Source organism: Paenibacillus sp. VTT E-133280 (genome assembly GCF_002264385.1).
Lineage (GTDB): Bacteria > Bacillota > Bacilli > Paenibacillales > Paenibacillaceae > Paenibacillus_AQ > Paenibacillus_AQ nitricinens.
Genome location: NZ_NFUX01000005.1, coordinates 56,627 through 76,018, shown reverse-complemented (window position 1 = coordinate 76,018; position 19,392 = coordinate 56,627). Strand labels below are relative to the sequence as shown.

Sequence of the window (19,392 nt, the reverse complement as noted above, 5' to 3'; positions counted from 1 at the left end):
CTATATCTGTGTAAGGAACAGACAACATACATGGATATAGGAGATGGTTATGGTGACAGCAAATAAAACCAAAAAACGAATTGCTATTATCGGTGGAGGTCCAGGTGGACTTACTTTAGCTTTAATTTTGCAAAGACATGGCATTGCAGTAACGATTTATGAACGAGAATTACAGGATGCCAACGCCCAGCGCGGAGGATCACTCGACATTCATGAGGATTCCGGCCAGATAGCTCTGAAGGAAGCAGGATTGCTTGAGCAATTCCAGGCGATTGCGCGCTACGAAGGAGAAGATTTTCGCTTGTTTGATAAAAGCGGCAAGATCTATATGGACGAAAGAGCAGAGGAGGGAGAACAAGGTGGCCGTCCGGAGATCGATCGTGGAACGTTAAGCGACCTACTGCTGAATGCGTTGCAGCCTGATACGATTCGCTACGGTTACAAGCTGACGGAGGCAGTGGCTCTGGAAGGCGGCCAGCATGAGCTTCATTTTGACAACTGCGTGAAGGAGACAGTGGATCTAGTGATTGGTGCTGATGGAGCTTTCTCTAAACTGCGCCCGCTGTTAACGGATGCCAAGGTTTCTTATTCCGGGTTAACAATGATAGAGCTGCAAGTGGATTCCAAGGTATATCCTGATCAGGCATCCTTTAACGCGAGGGGCAAGGTGTTTGGGCTGGGCGATCATAGAGGTATACTTGCACAGCTAAACGGGGACGGTAAGATCAAAGTCGCCTTAACCTTCACGGCCGAGCAAAACTGGATGGATACATGCGGTATCCCTTTTGATCAACCAAAGGAAGCGAAAGAACAGCTGCTCGCGTATTTCGAAGATTGGGCGGAGCCGCTTCAGAACTATATCCGAAAGTCAGAGGATAATATTCTGCTAAGACGGATCTATACGCTGCCGGTCGGGCTTAAGTGGGATCATAAGCCGGGGATTACGCTCATTGGTGACGCTGCACATCTAATGTCACCGTTTGCAGGTGAAGGTGTTAACCTGGCAATGCACGATGCAGCTGAACTTGCACTTGCTATCATCCATCATGATGATTTCGATAAGGCTATTCAAGCTTACGAAGAGAAAATGTATGAGTATTCTTCGTCGTCTGCGAAGGTTTCAGATGATAACCTGAAGCTGATGTTCTCAGACAATGCCGCAATGAAGCTTAAAGCTACGTTTGATGAGCTGTTTGCACAGTTTGCTCAACAAGAATAATTTCATTAATCATATTTTTGAAACTCGGGTAAATGAAACCCGAGTTTTTTTATTGAAAAATATTAGGGTTATAGATGTGAATTTGTTTATACTATAAAAATTAAAATGAAATTGAAATAGGGTGGATAACCATGGATAAGGGATTTAATTTAGCCAGCCAACTATTAACGCTGCTTGATACGGAACAAAGATGGTATACCTTAGCCGAAGTGGAAAAAAGTTTAGGGATCTCAGATAAGACAATACGGAAGATGGTGGAGGAAATCAGCAAGCAACTACCCTCTACTGTAACCATTGAAGTGTCTAGAGGAAAGGGAATTATTCTTCGACGTGATGGGCGAAGTACGATTAGTGAAATGATTTCTTCTATGTTCAGACAAACCATTTTTTATCGGCTGATGAATTTATTGTTTACGAATGCTGGTCGAATGTCTGTGGAAGAGCTTTCTGAAGCCATGTTTATGAGTACCTCATCTTTGAAGAAGCTGATTGTGGAATTAAATAATAATGATCTAAAAGCGTATAAGCTACGCATTAGTTACTCTACACCTGCGATCAAAGGGAATGAAATGAATATTCGATATTTTTATTGGAATTTATATTGTGATGCGTATGAGTTTACAGGATGGCCCTTTGTGAATCTCGATTTTGCCTATATAAATCAGTTGATCACAAATATAGAAAATGAGAATAACATAGTATATTTTATCAATTCCAAAAGGAAATTGTCCTTTTTGTTGGCAATTGTAATAGAAAGAGCTGCTAAAGGAACTTGTGTAACAATCGACGAAAATGCTTACCCATGGAAACAGGGGATGTTTTATATACCAGTGAAAGCCATAGCAGAGCGTCTTGAAGAAAAGCTGTTCATCGAATTTCCAAAGAGTGAAATATTCTTTATGCAATCCATGGTTAGTCTCAGCCAATATCATTATTATGAGGGGTCAGAGATCACTCCGATTAAAGAAGTCGAATTACATAAGGATAAAGAAGAATATCAAATGGGGAATCTGCTTCTCCTGTTGTTGGCAAAGGTATACCCGAACTTGGATATGCATGAACGATTTATCTTGGAGATTTACGGGTTCTTTGACAAGCTGTTAATCGAAAATGCCATTCCGGAATGGATGATGATTTCTAAAAGTCATTTAACAACGTATGTCGAACAGGAGTGCCAGCAGATTTATCAAGAAATGCAAACCTGTATGCAAACGTGGAATAAAACTTACCCATCCGTTCTCTTCAATAATTTCCATTTAACAAAACTAACCTTAATTGTTCGTTCGAGTTTACGTTATACAAGTAAGAGGGCTTTCTTAGTGATCGGGGAGGAATTTTCAATTCGTCATTACATAGCAGATTTGATAAAGAAGGAAATAGGAGATCAGTTGATCCTTAATACTTCCATTATGAAAGGGCTAACCGACGAGATCATGCAGCAAAATAATATTGATCTTGTCATTAGTAATATCCCGGTTGCACTAAAGACCGTGCCTGTTGTTATTATTTCTACGATCCCCTCTAAAAGAGATTTGGACAATATTCGTAAAGAATTGCTTTTATAATTTGACCAATTATTTTCCGTTAGCTACGTAAGTTTTTGGTCTAGTTTGTAATGTCAAAAAACCTTATGCTCAATCTAGTTTCGAAACTGATTTTACTTGAGGGCAAGTGGAAAGCGATTTCGGTAAACCTCAGTTTACTATTAAAAGTTGGAGGAAGAACTATGAGTAGGCATCTAGGTGCAAATAAGGGAGAAATAGCAGAGCGCGTTTTGCTCCCAGGAGATCCTTTACGTGCAAAATTTGTAGCAGAACACTTTTTAGAGGAGGCTAATTGTTATAACGAAGTAAGAGGGATGTATGGATACACTGGATTATACAAGGGTGTGCCGGTGTCGGTGCAGGGGACAGGGATGGGAAATCCATCGATGAGTATCTACGCTACAGAATTGATCGTCGATTATGAAGTTAAAAAATTGATTCGCATTGGTACTTGTGGTGCGATGCAGAGTGAAATTAATATCCGTGATATTATAATAGCCCAAGCGGTGTCTTCAGACAGTAATATGACAGAGAAGATCTTTCATGGTTGTAATTTTGCACCTACAGCAGATTTCTCATTGTTAATGAAAGCGTATCAACAAGCACAAGCTAAAAATGCAAATGTTTTTGTTGGCAACATCTATAATTCTGATGAATTCTATCGTGAAAATTTAGATCGGCTTCACAAGTTTATGGATTTTGGTGTATTAGCAGTAGAAATGGAAAGCACAGCCCTATACACTTTAGCCGCTAAATATGGTGTAAAAGCGTTATCGATTTTGACAGTCGGCAGTCAATTGTTAAGACAGGAACACCTGACTCATAAAGAAAGTGAACAATCCTTTTATGAAATGGTCGAAGTAGCTCTTAACACAGTCATTGATGGCTGATTTATGGATAAGAGCAGTGTTGTTAGAGAAGAGAGTGAGAAAGAAATGAAGGTAATACTGTCAGGATTGCAGTGGATGATTTTTATGATCGCTGGTGCAATTGCTGCCCCCATTGCTATCGCAGATTTATATAACTTAACACCCATAGAGACTTCCGGGCTTATCCAGAGCACAATGATTACTTTAGGGATAGCTGGATTTTTACAAGGCGTGATGGGCCATAAATTCCCTATCCATGAAGGTCCGGCAGGGTTATGGTGGAGCATTTTTACGATTTACGCAAGTTTAGTGGGGGGACTTTATTCTTCTAACAATGGTGCTTTACAAGCTTTAAGTGGGGCAATGATCATTAGCGGTGTGTTATTTATCCTAATTTCAGCATTTAAGCTAATGGATAAAATCGCTCGTCTATTTACTCCAACCATCACTTTTATTTATTTACTTTTATTGATCTTTCAATTAAGTGGATCTTTTATGAAAGGGATGATGGGGATTACCATAGCCCACTCCATGTTAGATGTTAAAGTATTCATCCTTAGTGTGATTGTGGTATGCATTACCTTTTGGTTAGGAAAAAGTCGCTTTGTAGTACTCAGCCAGTTTTCAATAATTTTTAGTATATTGATAGGCTGCCTATTATTTATTATCTGCGGAAATATACCTGTGTTTTCTCATGCGGATACTCTATTTAAGCTACCGAAAATATTCCCATTTGGCAGACCACGATTCGATGCCGGGACGATCACTACTGCATTTTTATTAACTCTGTTATTAATAACCAATGCAGTTGCGTCCATCCGTTTGATGGAGACCGTTATGAAACAAAAGCAAGTGGATCATCGTCGTTATTTGCGCGCCGGGTTTACTTCTGGAATTACGCATCTTATTAGTGGCGGTTTAGGAGCGGTCGGTTCTGTCCCTATCTCGGGAGCGGCGGGATATGTTGAACAAACAGGGATGAAGGAGCGCAGATCATTTTTAATTGGATGTTGCTTTGTGATCTTAATATCCTTATTTCCGCCAATGATGAATGTTATATCAGCGATTCCAGCTCCCATAGGCTATTCTGTTACCTTCGTCATTTTTGTGAAGATGGTCGGACTAGCACTAAAGGAATTGAAGAAGGTCATTCATGAAGAACGAACATTTATCGTTAGTGGAATTTCCCTTTTAGTGGGTGTGGGTTTAATGTTTATTCCTTCATCAGCTACGGCCCATTTATCTCCGATCGTGATAGCCATTTTAAATAATGGATTAATATGCGGAAGCCTGTTGGCGATTATTTTGGAACAAGGGTTAATGTGGAAAGATTCATTCCGATATGAGGATTCCGAAAAAATTAACCGATAATTTGGAGGGCTAAAAATGCATTATCTAATTTCTATTGCTGGTTTGGTTATTGTTCTATTACTAGCATGGCTCGGAAGTAACAATAAGAAAAAGATTAAATATCGACCAATCATTGTAATGATTGCTATTCAGATCGGTTTGGGATTAATTATACTAAAAACAAGTATAGGTGAATTCTTAATTAAAGGGTTTGCCGATAGTTTTGCAAAATTGCTTGGATACGCCAATGAAGGGACTGACTTTGTTTTTGGTGGGATTGCAAATGAAGGGGCCCATACATTTTTCCTTTATGTTTTGATGCCAATTGTTTTTATGTCGGCATTAATTGGGATATTGCAGCATTACAAAATACTCCCGTTCATTATCAAATATATTGGTTTGGTACTAAGTAAAATAAATGGCATGGGCAAATTGGAATCTTATAATGCAGTTGCAGCCGCAATTGTAGGACAAAATGAAGTGTTTATTTCAGTGAAAAACCAGCTTGGATTATTACCAAAACATCGATTGTATACATTATGTGCATCTGCAATGTCGACGGTATCCATGTCAATCGTTGGTTCATATATGACGATGCTAGAACCTCGGTATGTCGTGGCTGCGTTAATATTAAACCTATTCGGCGGATTCATCATTTCATCCATCATTAATCCGTATGAAGTTACATCTGAAGAAGATATTGTTGAGGTTCAGGTAGAGGAAAAACAAACGTTTTTTGAAATGCTAGGCGAGTATATTATGGATGGCTTTAAAGTAGCCATAGTAGTCGGTGTAATGTTGGTTGGTTTCGTTGGGATCATTGCTTTAATTAACGGGGTCTTCAGCGGAGTATTCGGTATCTCGTTTCAAGGAATTTTAGGGTATGTCTTTGCACCCATTGCCTTTCTTATCGGTGTCCCATGGCATGAAGCTGTTGATGCAGGCAGTATCATGGCCACAAAGCTTGTTGCGAATGAATTCGTTGCTATGCTTGACTTTGTTAAGATCCAAGATGGTTTAAGTGGGCGTACTACCGCCATTGTCTCCGTGTTTCTAATCTCATTTGCTAACTTTGGATCAATCGGTACGATTGTAGGCGCTGTGAAAGGATTGAATGAAAAACAAGGGAATATTGTGGCACGATTTGGTTTAAAACTGTTATTTGGTGCCACACTTGTAAGCGTTTTATCTGCTCTGATCATCGGTATCATTTTTTAATTGAACCTGTAGGTCAAAATGAAGCTAAAGCTTAAAAAACTAAATGAATAATAGGAACAGGATACCTTACTTGTATTAAGAAATAGGTATCCTGTTTTTTTGTACAATTTCAGGTAGCCGCTCAAAAAGCGGCTTTTTGTCTGTCTAGTCTAATGAATTTAACGCCTGAAGAAATCATCGATATCAAATGGGTTAATAAAAGAAGAACCGCCAGAAGGTTTGATAGCAAAAGTATTGACAACCTGTATATACAGGTTTAAACTGTGTGAAGTGTTTGAACTTGTATATACAGGTTTAATGTTTGACATAAAGTATTTTTTTGGAGGTGTTCAACTTGAGTCAGTCCCAGTATTCGGAATGGTGGCGCCGATCTACGGTGTATCAGGTATACCCAAAGAGCTTTAAGGACACTACAGGCAACGGAACGGGAGATATTAAAGGACTTATTGAAAAATTAGATTATTTGCAGAAGCTTGGAATTGATATCGTCTGGTTGCAGCCGGTCTATGTCTCGCCACAACATGATAACGGTTACGATGTTGCGGATTATGAAAATATCAACCCGGATTTTGGTACGATGGAGGATTTCGACGAGTTAGTACAGGAACTACACAGACTTGGAATGAAGCTCATGATCGATATCGTGGTTAACCATACTTCAACAGAACATAAGTGGTTCAAACAATCCATTTCTAGCAGGAACAATCCCTACCGTGATTATTATATTTGGAAGGACCCGGCTCCGGACGGCGGCTTACCCAACAACTGGCAGTCAAAGTTCGGGGGGCCAGCCTGGCAGTTTGATGAAGCTTCAGGACAATATTATCTTACTCTCTTCGATAAAACCCAGGCGGATCTGAATTGGGAGAACGAGAAGGTACGTAGAGCAGTGAATGATATGATGCTATTCTGGGCTAAAAAAGGTGTAGACGGCTTCCGAATGGATGTAATTAATTTAATCTCCAAGGATCAGCGCTTCCCTGATGATGACGGAAGTGTTTCACCGGGGGATGGACGTAAATTCTATACTGACGGTCCACGGGTCCATGAATACATCAAAGCGATGTATGAAGAGGTATTCGGTCCGTATGAGATGGTGACGGTCGGAGAGATGTCCTCAACTACACTGGAGCATTGCATCCGGTACTCGAGTCCTAAAGAGCGGGAATTTTCCATGACTTTTAATTTTCATCACTTAAAAGTCGATTATCCGAACGGACAGAAATGGGAGCTAATGCCCTTTGATTTTGAGGCGCTGAAAAGCTTGTTCACAGAGTGGCAGACGGAAATGCAGAAAGGCCGGGGTTGGAACGCATTATTTTTTAATAATCACGATCAACCGCGTGCCCTCTCCAGATTCACTGATGATAAGGTCTACCGTGTACAGAGCGCCAAGCTGCTTGCAACAACTCTGCATGGACTTCAGGGAACACCTTATGTGTATCAAGGGGAAGAAATCGGGATGCCAAATCCGGTATGGAAGAGCATCGATGAGTTCCGTGATATTGAGTCACTGAATATGTACCGTATTTTGTGCGAACAGGGGAAAAGCCCTGAGACTGCTCTGAGTATTCTTCAGGAACGTTCACGGGACAATTCCCGTACGCCGATGCAATGGGATGAAAGCCGAAATGCCGGATTCACCACAGGTACTCCATGGCTGAAAGTTGATGAGCGGTATTCGGACATTAATGTGCAGAAGGAGCTAGCAAATCCCGATTCCATCTTTCATCATTACCGCAAGCTGATTGCACTACGCAAGGAGTATGAGATATTCCTTGAAGGTGTTTTCAAGAGACTCGATAATGGTCATCCTGAAGTGTTCGCTTACGCCAGAACAGGTGATGGAGAGTCGCTTGTAGTGGTCTCGAACTTCAGCAGCAAAGAGATTACCTTCCGTTTTGAAGAAAGTCACTGGGCAGAGTTATCATCTGGTAAAGACAAGCTTCTGATTGGAAATACAACAGAAACACCTGCATTAACACAAGAGCTTCAGCTTAGTCCTTATGCTTCCTATATGTGGTTAACCCGCTAACGAAGTGTACTTGAGTAGGAGCACAAATCAAATATGTAAGGAGTGAAAATATGGCTATAGACCGCAAAAATGTTGAGGATATTGTACGCGCAGTTGGGGGCAAGGAGAATATAGAAGTTGCGACACATTGTGTAACCCGGTTGAGATTCTCGCTGTATGATGAAAGCAAGGTGGATTCGGAAGCCTTGGACCGCAACGAATTAGTAAAAGGACAATTTTCTAGCCAGGGGCAGTTTCAGATTGTTATCGGACCGGGAACAGTAGATAAAGTATACGATGAAATGATTCAAATCACTGGCGGTTCTCGTTCTTCCAAAGATGAAGTGAAATCCGCTGCTGCCCGAAAACAGAATCCTCTGCAGCGTGCGATCAAGACGCTGGCTGATATATTTATTCCTATTCTTCCGGCTATCGTAACCGCAGGTTTGCTGCTTGGGATCAATAATATTTTGACCGGACCTGGTATCTTCTTTGATAATCAGTCGCTGGTGGATGTCTATCCCGCATGGAAAGACATTGCTGCGATTATTAATACGATTGCCAGCACAGCTTTTACCTTTTTACCAGCACTTATCGGTTGGGCAGCTGTTACACGTTTCGGCGGCAGTCCTCTGCTCGGGATCGTTTTGGGTCTCATTCTCGTGCACCCAGATCTATTAAGTGCCTATAACTATGCAAGTGCTTCCACTGAGGGAACTGTTCCAACCTGGAATTTGTTTGGCTGGCATTTGGAGAAGATCGGTTATCAGGGACAGGTATTACCAGTGCTGGTTTCGGCCTATATTCTGGCAAGGCTGGAGAAATTCCTCAACCGCCGGGTGCATGATTCCATTAAACTGCTGGTTGTTGCGCCAGTGACTCTGTTGATTACAGGTTTTCTGGCCTTCACCATTATCGGACCGGTTACGTTTGGCATTGCCAATGCCATCACCTCCGGCCTGATCTTTGTATTTGATCATTTTGCGCTTCTTGGTGGCTTGATTTACGGCGGATTCTATTCGCTTCTGGTCATCACTGGTATGCATCATACCTTCTTGGCGGTTGATGTGCAGCTCATCGGCAGCGAGGGCGGCACTTTCCTCTGGCCGATGTTAGCGCTATCAAATATTGCACAAGGTGCCGCGGCACTGGCAATGATGTTCGTAGTCAAAGAACAGAAGGCAAAAGGCTTGGCGGCTACATCTTCCGTCTCTGCATTCCTCGGCGTGACGGAGCCGGCGATCTTCGGAGTGAATATCCGCTACCGTTATCCTTTCATCTTCGGGATGATCGGCTCAGGGATTGCCGGTATGATTCTTACCGTTAATCAGGTTCGCGCTTCTTCCATTGGCGTAGGCGGGATTCCCGGCTTCCTTTCGATATTCCCTAACCAGTGGGGCGTGTTCTTCATTGGCATGCTTATTGTTCTCATTGTGCCATTTGTCGCCACTGTACTCTACGGTCGTTCTGTAGTGGGGCGTTCTGAAAAGAACCCAGCTACAAAGTCTGCTAGTACTGTGAGCGAAACAAACGATTTGAATAACCGCCCTACAGTACAAGAGACACAGGAATCCGTGAATATTCTGGAGCTTATCTCTCCACTCAGTGGAACTGCAGTATCTCTAGAACAGGTGCCTGATCCTGCCTTTGCTGAGAAACAGATGGGCGAGGGAATTGCAATCGAACCTTCTGAGGGTAAAGTATATGCACCTTTTGATGCTACAGTAGCTCATGTAATCAAGAGCAAACATGCGCTTATATTGGAGCATGCAAGTGGTGTACAAGTACTTATTCACGTTGGAATTAATACGGTGTCGCTTAAAGGAAATGGCTTTACCACCCATAAGAATATTGGCGACAAGGTGCAGGCGGGAGAGCTTCTGCTGGAATTTGATATGGAGGCCATCCGCGCAGCAGGTTATCCTTTGATTACTCCAATCATCATTCCTGCAGGTCAGGATATGGTGGAGAAGATTGAGGAGAAGACGGGACCAGCTGCAGCTAGACAATCTAGCATCTTGACTATTCATCTCAAGGGTTGATATAGACTCTATTGGCAAAGACTTTATATTACAGAAAGACAGCCCCTAGGGGCTGTCTTTCTGTAATATAAGAATTTGTATGTTTCACGCTATAAATTTTTCTTATATTTCCACGAGAAATGGTTATCGTCTTTAAAGGATAACAAAATCGTTTCTCCTTGTTGCCGTATTCTAATTGAATCGATGCTTCCAAAGGCATGACGTGATACAATAAAGGGCGGTGATCAAAATTGAGAGAAAATAAATATTTGCAAATTTATAATGAGTACAGCAACCAAATTCTTTCTGGACAACTGCTGCCGGGAACCAAGCTGCCTTCTGAAAGTGAACTTGCTGAAGCATATAGCACTTCACGAGAGACTGTTCGCAAAGCGCTGAACCTGCTGTTCCGTGAAGGATACATTCACAAAATTAAGGGCAGAGGCTCCTTTGTGCTTGATATGACGAGAATGGATTTCCCCGTTACCGGTCTGATTTCATTTAAAGAGATGGCCGATACACTGGGTACTGCCTCACGGACACTGGTAGAGCGGACGATATGTGAACCGGCAGGCTCCGCGCTCGCCAGACATCTGCAGATTCCGCCTGAAACCCTGGTCTGGAAAGTTATTCGTGCCAGAGAGATTGAAGGCGATCGGATCATTTTGGATAAGGATTATTTCCGAGCGGATATTGTTCCATTCCTAAGCGAAGAAATCGCTGAAGGCTCACTCTATGAATATCTGGAGCAGGAGTTGGGACTTAAAATCAGTTATGCGAAGAAGCTGATATCCGTTGAGCCTTCTACAGAGGAGGATTATAGACTGCTCGATTTGAAGAATTACACGCATATCGTAGTAGTACGAAACTATGTTTATTTGGAGAACACAGTGCTTTTCCAATATACCGAGTCCAGGCATAGGCTGGATAAATTTCAGTTCGTGGATTTTGCACGAAGGGTGAAACGATAGGCTAAGCTTAAAAAGGGGTATCCCAGTGTGGGATACCCCTTTTTTACGCGATATAAAATTCATCCTCCTCCCAAGTCTACAGTTATTTATGTGGTAAAATTAGGATAACTAAATATGGGGAGGCGTGTAAATTGAGTCTTGATCTTGTGATGATTATTTTTCTACTATTGATAAATATTCCAATATATAAAGTATTGTTTCGCGTGTTCTTTGTGGATAATGATGATTATAACGAAACGATTAGACATACTTTTACACCTAACATCGTTTCATTATTCCGAGGAGAGTATTGGAAGGATAGAATGAATACTGCAAGACTTCAGTTTTTTGTTATTATTTGCGTTGGGTTAGTTGTTTTAGAATACCTTGTTTTGAATAAAGTAATAGAAATTTTTCGTTGAAAATAGGAATTTGAATTTCTTGCATAAGCACCATTCTTTTATGGAAAACTTCTGTTGTGCAAATAAATAGCATGATTCCATTTTGGGAGGATAGTATTATGACAAATCAGGATCCGCAGGAGCTTCTTAAGAGTAAACATAAGCTAGACGAGCAAAAAAGGCAGTTCACAAATTTCGCTCGAAGTGCTTCCGGTCATGGTGAAGTTGAAGCTGGCCAGGAATTCAGTAATGATCGAGTACCTGACGATCAAAACCGCATGAAATCTGTTGAAAACAGACAAGACTGACTTTTAAAAAAAGCCGATCCTTTTCTGGATCGGCTTAGAAAATGATTATAACTACCCTTCAAGCTTTTGTGGAGCTTTTACTGCTCCAGGTTTCAAAACAGAAGCAAGAATAACGATCGTACTCCCTAGGCCAATCCAAGTGAGTGTGGATACGGCATCGTTCCAACTTAATCCTTTACCAAAGAAGAACAGCTCTCGAAGACCATCCACCATAAAACGCATTGGCAACCAAGAGTGCACCCAGTCCCGATAGAATGGAGACATCATTTCTGGGGCTAATGCAAGTAATGGTGCACCAAAGAAAAGGATTAAGGCGAAGATAGCGATTCCTTTGATGCCTACGAACGAAATTACGGCAGATATCATAAGGAAAAAGCTAAAGAATGTAATGGTTAAGAATAGTGCTGTATCCATAAATTGAGGGATATGAAGACCTATCATACTTTCTGCGAGCCAAGTTAATCCAAAGCCAACGACTAACGCAATCACAGCCCCCATAACAATCTGTGTTAACTTCGCAGCAAGTGCGTCTTTTCGAGTCGTTGTCTTCATCTTGCTAACAGCAAGAAAGAGAACCGCAGCGCTCGCCATACTTGCCATCCAAAGCGGTTGAAATAAGGAAATAGGGGAATTTCCATTAGCACTCTTCGTGCCGATTTCATTCACATTAGTGACCGTCTTGGTTATAGGACTTACTAAAACGGAAGCTTGCTCCACCGTCAATGTTGCACCTTTCTTTTTCAACCCTTCTACAATCTGAGTACGAACATTGTTGTTCATGTTATCAACAACACCGTTCAGGATTTGCCCAGCCATTGTGGAAGCCGCAGTATTCATACCTTGATTAATAAAAATCTGAACTTCAGGTGAATTAGGTGTTGGACTGCTCAAAGAGGCTTGCTTCGCACTAAAGTCTTCCGGAATGACAAGTGCCGCGTAATAATTCTGTTTGTTTAAACCGTTTTGTACTTCCTCGATATTATTTACTTCCAACCATTTGATTGCTGGCTCCTCGTTGGAGGTTGGAGACGAGTTTTTCTGAATCATCTCAACAATCGTTTGCCCCATATTAACTTTCCCTTGATTTGGGATGTCAATTCCTTGATCTGCATTTACGATAGCGATTGGCATGTTCTTTGGTTTGATTTGAACGGAAGGGAAAAGCGCAAGTGAAAAAATAAAGATGACCAAGAATGCCATAATTGGCGAAATCAGTACGAGCTTGTTTTTAAAGAATTTCATGGTTACCCCACTCCTTTTTATAATATCTTAATGATCCGAAGATGATTTCCGAATTCCATCCATTACAAAATGGATCGCATCTTCAATTTCCTCGTCACTGATTGAATCCTTATTTAACAATACAAACTGAGTAGCAATGAATCCGCCAATGAATGAGTAAATTAATTTTAGAAGTCTGTCAATCGGGATGTCCTTCAGTTCACCTCGATCTATGAATATTTCAATAAAATTAGCAATTCGGGGCTTTACTATTTCTGCAAAATAAGGAAGGAATTCATTTTTCAATTCCTCTTTATAAATAATCTCCTTGATGAGAACCTGGAAAATTTCTTTGTTCTCCGTGATAAATTCAATCCGATTTTTAAGAAAAGCCCTTAAGAATCCTTCAAAGGTCGAATCAGCATTCCCTATTATCTGATCAACTGCCTCATTCGCGAGGGAAGGGAAGAATTCTTTAATATAGGGGACAGTAAGAGATAATAACAGATTATCCTTTGTTCCATATTGTTTAAAGATGCTTGCCTCTGACACCTCGGCTAACTTAGCAATTTCTGCAGTAGAAGTATTGGAATAACCCTTTTCAGCAAATAATCGAATGGCTGCCTCTACAATCCGTTGTTGTTTTGCCGTTAACTTTGTAGATTGCGAAATTAAAATTTCGTTAAACAGGTTGTTAATATTCAATAATCAATTCACCACTTTCAGGATTTGATGATAAGTTAATGATAAAAAGTGAGTACTTACTTACTCGTTGTTATTTTAACGGCATCGTGGTTATCTGTCAATAAAAAGTGAGTAATTACTCACTTTAATATTATAGCCAATACTTTTTATGTAATAAGATGTTATTCTAAATGAAAGGTCTTCGAAAGGGTTAGATGAATATGACAGAGAGAGTCCATGAACAAATGGCTGAAAGAACGCGGCAATTAATCAAAGAATCATTAATGCAATTAATCGAGGAAAAAGGATTTAGTAATGTGACAGTTAAAGATTTGACACTTACGGCAGGAATAAACCGTGGCACATTTTATCTCCATTATCTGGATAAATATGACTTGCTCGAACAAATGGAGATTGAATTACTGGAAGGTTTAGAAGAGTATATGCACATATTGAATTATCAAGAGATGTTGGAATGTCATAAGGCTAACACTCCGTATGATCCGTTGGTTCAAGTTTTTCAATATTTAAAACAAAAGGGAAGGATTTTAAGCGGACTATTAGGTGCAAAAGGAGATCCTGCTTTCTCACAAAAATTGAAGTCGTTTTTGAAAAACAGTGTTTTTGCAGGATTAATCGATAGCTTTCAGGATGAGTCGATCCCTAAACAATATTTTTCGGCATTTGCAACTTCAGCTTATCTTGGCATTATTGAGGACTGGTTAAATAGTGACATGAAACAATCCCCTGAAGAAATGGCAATCATTTATGTGAAGATCAAATTTTTCGGGATGAATTTGTAAGGCAAACTAAAAAGAAGTGAAGCTGAGAGCAGCAACGCTTCTTTTTTGAGATACTAACTATACCGGTTTGTAGTTATTCTCACACCACATCATTTACTAGAAGCAAGATTTTTCCACGCGTTTGTCCTACTTTCTCGTGAACAACAGCAAGCTCTTTTAGTGCTAATCTTTCCGTAATAAAAGGCTTTACATGTCCTTGATCCACGATATCTGCGATTTGGGACAATTGCTCAGCATTACGCTGCACGCCCATTCTCACCACATGAACCCCCAAGTTTTTAGCTACATCTTCGTCTGCCGGATTGTAAGCTGAGACGAGGGTGCCTCCATCTTTGAGCAAAAGCAGTAATTTTGTCACTTCTTCTGAGCTAAGAGGAGAGAGGTTGAAAATTAAATCCACCTTCTCAGTTAGTTTTTCTTCTATTAATTCATTCTTATAATTGATGATTTCGTCAATCCCCAGGTCTTGAAGAGCGGAGATACTTTCTGCTGAAGCCGTTCCAATGACGTAAGCACCTTTCCATTTTGCAAGTTGAACGGCGATGGAGCCTACACCACCAGCTGCTGCTGTGATCAATACCCGTTGGCCGGATTGAAGATTTCCGTGGTCGAATAAGCCTTGCCAAGCTGTCATTGCACCACCGGGAAGAGCTGCGGCATCTTGTAAATCAATATTTTTAGGTGCTAAAGCTACATCATTAGCTTTGCAGACTACATATTCCGCGGCCGCACCATTTTTGGTCATGTCGAGAAAAGCAAATACTTTATCTCCAAATTGGAATCCATTCACGGATTCACCTATTTTTTCGATAATCCCTGATACATCCACGTTTGGAATAAAAGGTAATTCTAGTGGCAGAATATCCTTCATAACACCCATTCTAAGCATCGCATCTGCAGGATTGAAGGCAGTTGCCGCAACTTTAATTAATACTTCGTCTGCACTTACATCTGGAGTAGGAGCTTCCTCATATCGAAGTACTTCTACTGCACCGTATTGATGATATCTTACTGCTTTCATAATATTAAACACCTCTTCATTAGATTATTTAATGAACAACGTGTTGATCGTTGATCTGACTATATCTTAAAATATAGGTTCTTTCTAATCAATCAACAATGACAGGTTAGGTGTTGAGTGAATTATTAACCGGGCTTAGTTTTTCAAACCTGCTGCAGTGAATGGACCTTGGATCGTGATTGTAGACAGTATTCTGGCCATTTCCTCAGGAGATTCTTTTCCATCACCATTCAACCATTGCTCAAGTACGCCGATATGTGCTGAAGCTAAATAAGCAATTAGGTACTCACTAGGGACAAGTAAATTTTCTTGCTTAATAAGAGGAAATTCATTGTTTACAAACAGCGTTTTCCACATGAATGCTTTCATCTTCGTTTGAAAATTTAAATCCGCTTTAAAAAGTGCTTTCATAAACTTTCTATTCAGCTCAAGATGTCCAAAAAATCCAACAAGAATATTTATGGGAGCGGCTTGGGGAATATTAGAATGATGTTCTGTAATAACGTCGCCAAGGTTCTGTCTAACAATATTTTTCATTTCGGCCAAAATTTCATCTTGGCATCTGTTCATTAAGTCATATTTATCCTGATAATGTGAATAAAAAGTGCCTCGATTAATTCTGGCTTTAGTTGTAATGTCTTTAACGGTAATGCCTTCGAACCCTTTTTCCTCAATTAATTCAATTAATGCTTCCCGAATGAGTTCCTTTGTTCTAATAATTCGCAAATCCTTATCCGTTTCTCGCATCAAAAGTCATCTCCTTAATCTTTATAATGTACACAATCCCAATTAGTGTTGGATATCCAGCACTTTCGACTGTTCTGATTATTGTTGAATGTCTTCATTGTGATTATAATTGAAAATATAAAGATAAACAACACGTTGTTCTTTTGAGTGTTGAGCAGAAAGGGTGGATAATATAATGCCTGTTATCGAGATTGAGCATTTGACCAAAGATTATGGTCATAATCGAGGGATTTTCGATATCTCCTTTAGCATTAATAAGGGAGAAGTATATGGTTTCTTAGGACCTAATGGAGCTGGAAAAACAACAACTATCCGTCATATCATGGGTTTTTCCCGTCCACAGCAAGGACACACCTTAGTAAATGGGCTTAATAGCTGGGAGCGAGCAAGCGATATCCAACGGGAGTTGGGGTATTTACCTGGAGAAATCGCGTTGCCGGAGGCTCTGACCGGGACACAATTCATCAAAATGATGGCAGAGTTGCGAGGTATCACGGATATGACACACACGCAAGCGCTGATTAAGAAATTTGAATTAGATCCTTCGGGCAGCTTGAAACGGATGTCGCTAGGCATGAAGCGGAAGCTCGCCATTGTTACCGCATTCATGCACGATCCCGCAGTACTAGTGCTTGATGAGCCCACCAGCGGCTTAGATCCGATGATGCAAGCTCTGTTTATTGATTTCATTAAGGAAGAGAAGGAAAAAGGTAAAACCATTTTATTATCGAGTCATATTTTTTCCGAGATCGATGCAACCTGTGACAAGATATCCATTATCAAGGATGGCCGCTTAATCTCTTCATTTGTAGCCAATGACTTACGACACAACGAGATCAAAACCTTTAAGCTCGAATTCAAATCTGAAGAAGCTTTTAACGGTTTTAACAATGATGTAAGTGCTCAGCAGGAGATTGAAGTATTATCTTTGTCGCCACACAAACATCAAGCTATAGTAAGTATCAACGACAATCAAATCAATCGTTTTATTTCCTTTATTTCCGACTATGATCTTAAGTTTTTCTCGGAGAAAAAGTTTACCTTAGAGGACTATTTCATGAAGTTTTATGATCGGAGTTCAAACGCAACAGGAGGTGCCCAACCTAATGCCATACATCGAAATTAAACATTTAACTAAAGACTTTGGAGATGGAAAAGGTCTGTTTAACCTAGATTTTTCTATTGAGAAAGGTGAGGTTTTTGGATTTGTAGGCACAAATGGAGCCGGTAAATCGACGACCATTCGTCATATGATGGGTTTTCTGAAACCAAAAAGCGGTGCTGTGACCATTAATGGTATGAATTGCTGGACAAATTCTGCCGAAATTAAAAAGCTTATTGGTTATATTCCAGGAGAGATTGCCTTTCCAGATGCGCCTACAGGAACAGAGTTTCTAAGAAGACAAGCGGAATTGTTGGGATTAAAGGATATGTCCTATGCGGAGAGTATCATTAAAAAGCTACAGCTTGATCCCACAGCCAACTTGAAGCGAATGTCGAAAGGGATGAAACAGAAAACAGCGATTGTAGCAGCATTGATGGCCGATCCCGAGATATTAATTCTGGATGAGCCTACTACAGGATTAGACCCACTTATGCGGGCTGAGTTCGTTAACATTTTGAATGAAGAGAAGAAAAAGGGCAAGACGATATTCATGTCTAGTCACATGTTTGAGGAAGTTGAGCATACCTGTGACAAGGTCGCTTTAATTAAAGACGGAAAATTGATTGCTGTAAAAGCAACAGCTGAAGTAAAACACAGTGAAGATAAAGTCTATAAAATCGAGTTCCTGTCCCATGAGGATTATCAACGCTTTTTGTCAGAACCGTTTGAATTTGCAGAGAAGCGAGACAGTCAGAACCAAGTCTTTCTAAAAATGAATGACCGAGAGATCAACCAATTATTTAGGACTTTAAAAGGGTATCCCATCAAGTTTATAGCAGAGATAAAGTACACACTTGAGGACTACTTCAAAGGATTATATGAGGGGGAAACATCTAATGCTTAGCAAACCGATTTTCAAACAAACACTCAAAGCCAATTTTAAATTATGGCTCATCTTTACAGTAATCATGTCCGTTTTTCATGTCGTTCTTATCGCAGTGTTTAATCCAAGCACCCTTACCGACATGTCGAATATGGTAAAAGATACTCCACTTGCCAACCTTATGGGGGATGCTACGTTCCTTGGCATGCTCTCCAAAACTTTTTATGGTATTCAGGGTGTACTACTACCTATCGTGTTTATCATTATGACGGCTAATAGTCTCGTCGCTTCGCAGGTAGATAGAGGTTCAATGGCCTATTTACTTTCTACTCCGACGAAGAGAAGTACGGTAGTTCGTACGCAAGCCGTTTACTTAATTCTGTCACTCATCATTATGCTCGCTATCATTACCTTGGCTGGTCTTACTGCCATATCAGTATTCCAAGGGGATATGGATTTCAACAAAACCGATTATCTAACGCTTAACTTAGGTTTATTTCTTCTAATGTTTGCAACAAGTGGTATATCCTTCTTTTTCTCCTGTGTGTTCAATCTTTCCAAAAACTCGTTAGCATGGGGCGCGGGGATTCCAATGGCATTTTTCCTCCTTAAATTAATGGGGGATGTTGACAGCAGTTTGGAGAAGTTGAAATATATATCCATGAATGCATTGTTCGACACGAATGCCATCTTAAATGGTGGAAGCTACTCCATACAATTTATTTCACTTGCTGTAATAGGCATTGTCCTTTATGTACTAGGGATTCGTATTTTTAAGGAAAAAGATTTACCGTTATAATTGGGCTATTAAGGAAGAAATTGAATTTAATATTTATGCAACTATTAAAGGTAAGGCTCTTGGTAAATCCAAGGACCTTACCTTTCTTATTTCATTCTAATAGCATAGTTCGAATCCAAGCGCCCTTACCTACTGCCCATGGTATTCAACATTATGACGGAAAACATTGTGTTTTTAACAACATGGTTAAATTGACTTGCTAGGAATTGTTTACTATCCTTAATTTTGTACGGTA

At 40.4% G+C, this 19,392-nt stretch carries 17 protein-coding genes; 13 read left to right on the top strand and 4 right to left on the bottom strand.

The annotated features are described in order from the left end of the window. Nucleotides 1-49: 49 nt before the first annotated feature. The 9 genes from CA600_RS03715 to CA600_RS03670 all read left to right on the top strand — a co-directional run bounded on the left by CA600_RS03715 (nucleotide 50) and on the right by CA600_RS03670 (nucleotide 11,894). Nucleotides 50-1,219, top strand: coding sequence for an FAD-dependent oxidoreductase (locus CA600_RS03715; protein ID WP_094868979.1), 1,170 nt, complete (start codon nucleotides 50-52; stop codon nucleotides 1,217-1,219). Between the two features lie 131 nt (nucleotides 1,220-1,350). Further along, on the top strand, nucleotides 1,351-2,784 hold the full coding sequence (locus CA600_RS03710; protein WP_094868978.1) for a helix-turn-helix domain-containing protein: 1,434 nt from the start codon (nucleotides 1,351-1,353) through the stop codon (nucleotides 2,782-2,784). Nucleotides 2,785-2,945: 161 nt separating this feature from the next. After that, entirely contained in the window at nucleotides 2,946-3,653 is a 708-nt protein-coding gene (gene deoD, locus CA600_RS03705; protein ID WP_094868977.1) for a purine-nucleoside phosphorylase, read from the top strand. 3 nt (nucleotides 3,654-3,656) lie between these two features. After that, nucleotides 3,657-5,003, top strand: coding sequence for a purine/pyrimidine permease (locus CA600_RS03700; RefSeq protein WP_256989714.1), 1,347 nt, complete (start codon nucleotides 3,657-3,659; stop codon nucleotides 5,001-5,003). A gap of 15 nt (nucleotides 5,004-5,018) precedes the next feature. Next, a complete protein-coding gene (locus tag CA600_RS03695; RefSeq protein ID WP_094868976.1) occupies nucleotides 5,019-6,200 on the top strand; it encodes a NupC/NupG family nucleoside CNT transporter in 1,182 nt (393 codons plus the stop codon). 334 nt (nucleotides 6,201-6,534) lie between these two features. Next, nucleotides 6,535-8,235 carry an alpha,alpha-phosphotrehalase gene (gene treC, locus CA600_RS03690; RefSeq protein ID WP_094868975.1) on the top strand — a complete coding sequence of 567 codons (1,701 nt, stop codon included), beginning with the start codon at nucleotides 6,535-6,537 and terminating at the stop codon, nucleotides 8,233-8,235. Between the two features lie 50 nt (nucleotides 8,236-8,285). Next, nucleotides 8,286-10,256, top strand: a complete 1,971-nt coding sequence (gene treP, locus CA600_RS03685; protein WP_094868974.1) for a PTS system trehalose-specific EIIBC component — start codon at nucleotides 8,286-8,288, stop codon at nucleotides 10,254-10,256. Nucleotides 10,257-10,486: 230 nt separating this feature from the next. Continuing rightward, entirely contained in the window at nucleotides 10,487-11,206 is a 720-nt protein-coding gene (gene treR / locus CA600_RS03680; RefSeq protein WP_094868973.1) for a trehalose operon repressor, read from the top strand. Nucleotides 11,207-11,705: 499 nt separating this feature from the next. After that, on the top strand, nucleotides 11,706-11,894 hold the full coding sequence (locus tag CA600_RS03670) for a hypothetical protein (protein WP_042188410.1): 189 nt from the start codon (nucleotides 11,706-11,708) through the stop codon (nucleotides 11,892-11,894). 51 nt (nucleotides 11,895-11,945) lie between these two features. On the opposite strand, the gene CA600_RS03665 is transcribed toward CA600_RS03670, so the two are convergent. Together CA600_RS03665 and CA600_RS03660 are read right to left on the bottom strand one after the other, a co-directional pair. Next, a complete protein-coding gene (locus CA600_RS03665) occupies nucleotides 11,946-13,136 on the bottom strand; it encodes a YhgE/Pip domain-containing protein (RefSeq protein WP_094868971.1) in 1,191 nt (396 codons plus the stop codon). Nucleotides 13,137-13,163: 27 nt separating this feature from the next. Further along, the gene (locus tag CA600_RS03660; RefSeq protein ID WP_094868970.1) at nucleotides 13,164-13,820 is read right to left on the bottom strand and encodes a TetR/AcrR family transcriptional regulator; all 657 of its coding nucleotides are present in this window, start codon (nucleotides 13,818-13,820) and stop codon (nucleotides 13,164-13,166) included. A gap of 224 nt (nucleotides 13,821-14,044) precedes the next feature. Between CA600_RS03660 and CA600_RS03655 the strand changes: the two genes are divergently transcribed. Beyond that, on the top strand, nucleotides 14,045-14,602 hold the full coding sequence (locus CA600_RS03655) for a TetR/AcrR family transcriptional regulator (protein ID WP_179281517.1): 558 nt from the start codon (nucleotides 14,045-14,047) through the stop codon (nucleotides 14,600-14,602). A gap of 79 nt (nucleotides 14,603-14,681) precedes the next feature. Here the strand turns inward: CA600_RS03655 and CA600_RS03650 are convergent, their stop codons facing one another. Continuing rightward, complete coding sequence (locus CA600_RS03650; protein WP_094868968.1) at nucleotides 14,682-15,623, bottom strand: NADP-dependent oxidoreductase; 942 nt, start codon at nucleotides 15,621-15,623, stop codon at nucleotides 14,682-14,684. Between the two features lie 135 nt (nucleotides 15,624-15,758). Beyond that, nucleotides 15,759-16,370: a TetR/AcrR family transcriptional regulator gene (locus CA600_RS03645; protein WP_094868967.1), complete on the bottom strand. Its 612-nt coding sequence runs from the start codon at nucleotides 16,368-16,370 to the stop codon at nucleotides 15,759-15,761. 175 nt (nucleotides 16,371-16,545) lie between these two features. Here CA600_RS03645 and CA600_RS03640 point away from each other — a divergent pair, with 175 nt between their 5' ends. The 3 genes from CA600_RS03640 to CA600_RS03630 are packed head-to-tail and all read left to right on the top strand — an operon-like array spanning nucleotide 16,546 to nucleotide 19,157. Further along, on the top strand, nucleotides 16,546-17,496 hold the full coding sequence (locus CA600_RS03640; protein WP_094868966.1) for an ABC transporter ATP-binding protein: 951 nt from the start codon (nucleotides 16,546-16,548) through the stop codon (nucleotides 17,494-17,496). Next, on the top strand, nucleotides 17,477-18,379 hold the full coding sequence (locus tag CA600_RS03635; RefSeq protein ID WP_094868965.1) for an ABC transporter ATP-binding protein: 903 nt from the start codon (nucleotides 17,477-17,479) through the stop codon (nucleotides 18,377-18,379). The genes CA600_RS03640 and CA600_RS03635 overlap by 20 nt, the downstream gene beginning before the upstream one ends. After that, complete coding sequence (locus CA600_RS03630) at nucleotides 18,372-19,157, top strand: ABC transporter permease subunit (protein ID WP_094868964.1); 786 nt, start codon at nucleotides 18,372-18,374, stop codon at nucleotides 19,155-19,157. The genes CA600_RS03635 and CA600_RS03630 overlap by 8 nt, the downstream gene beginning before the upstream one ends. Nucleotides 19,158-19,392: the final 235 nt, after the last annotated feature.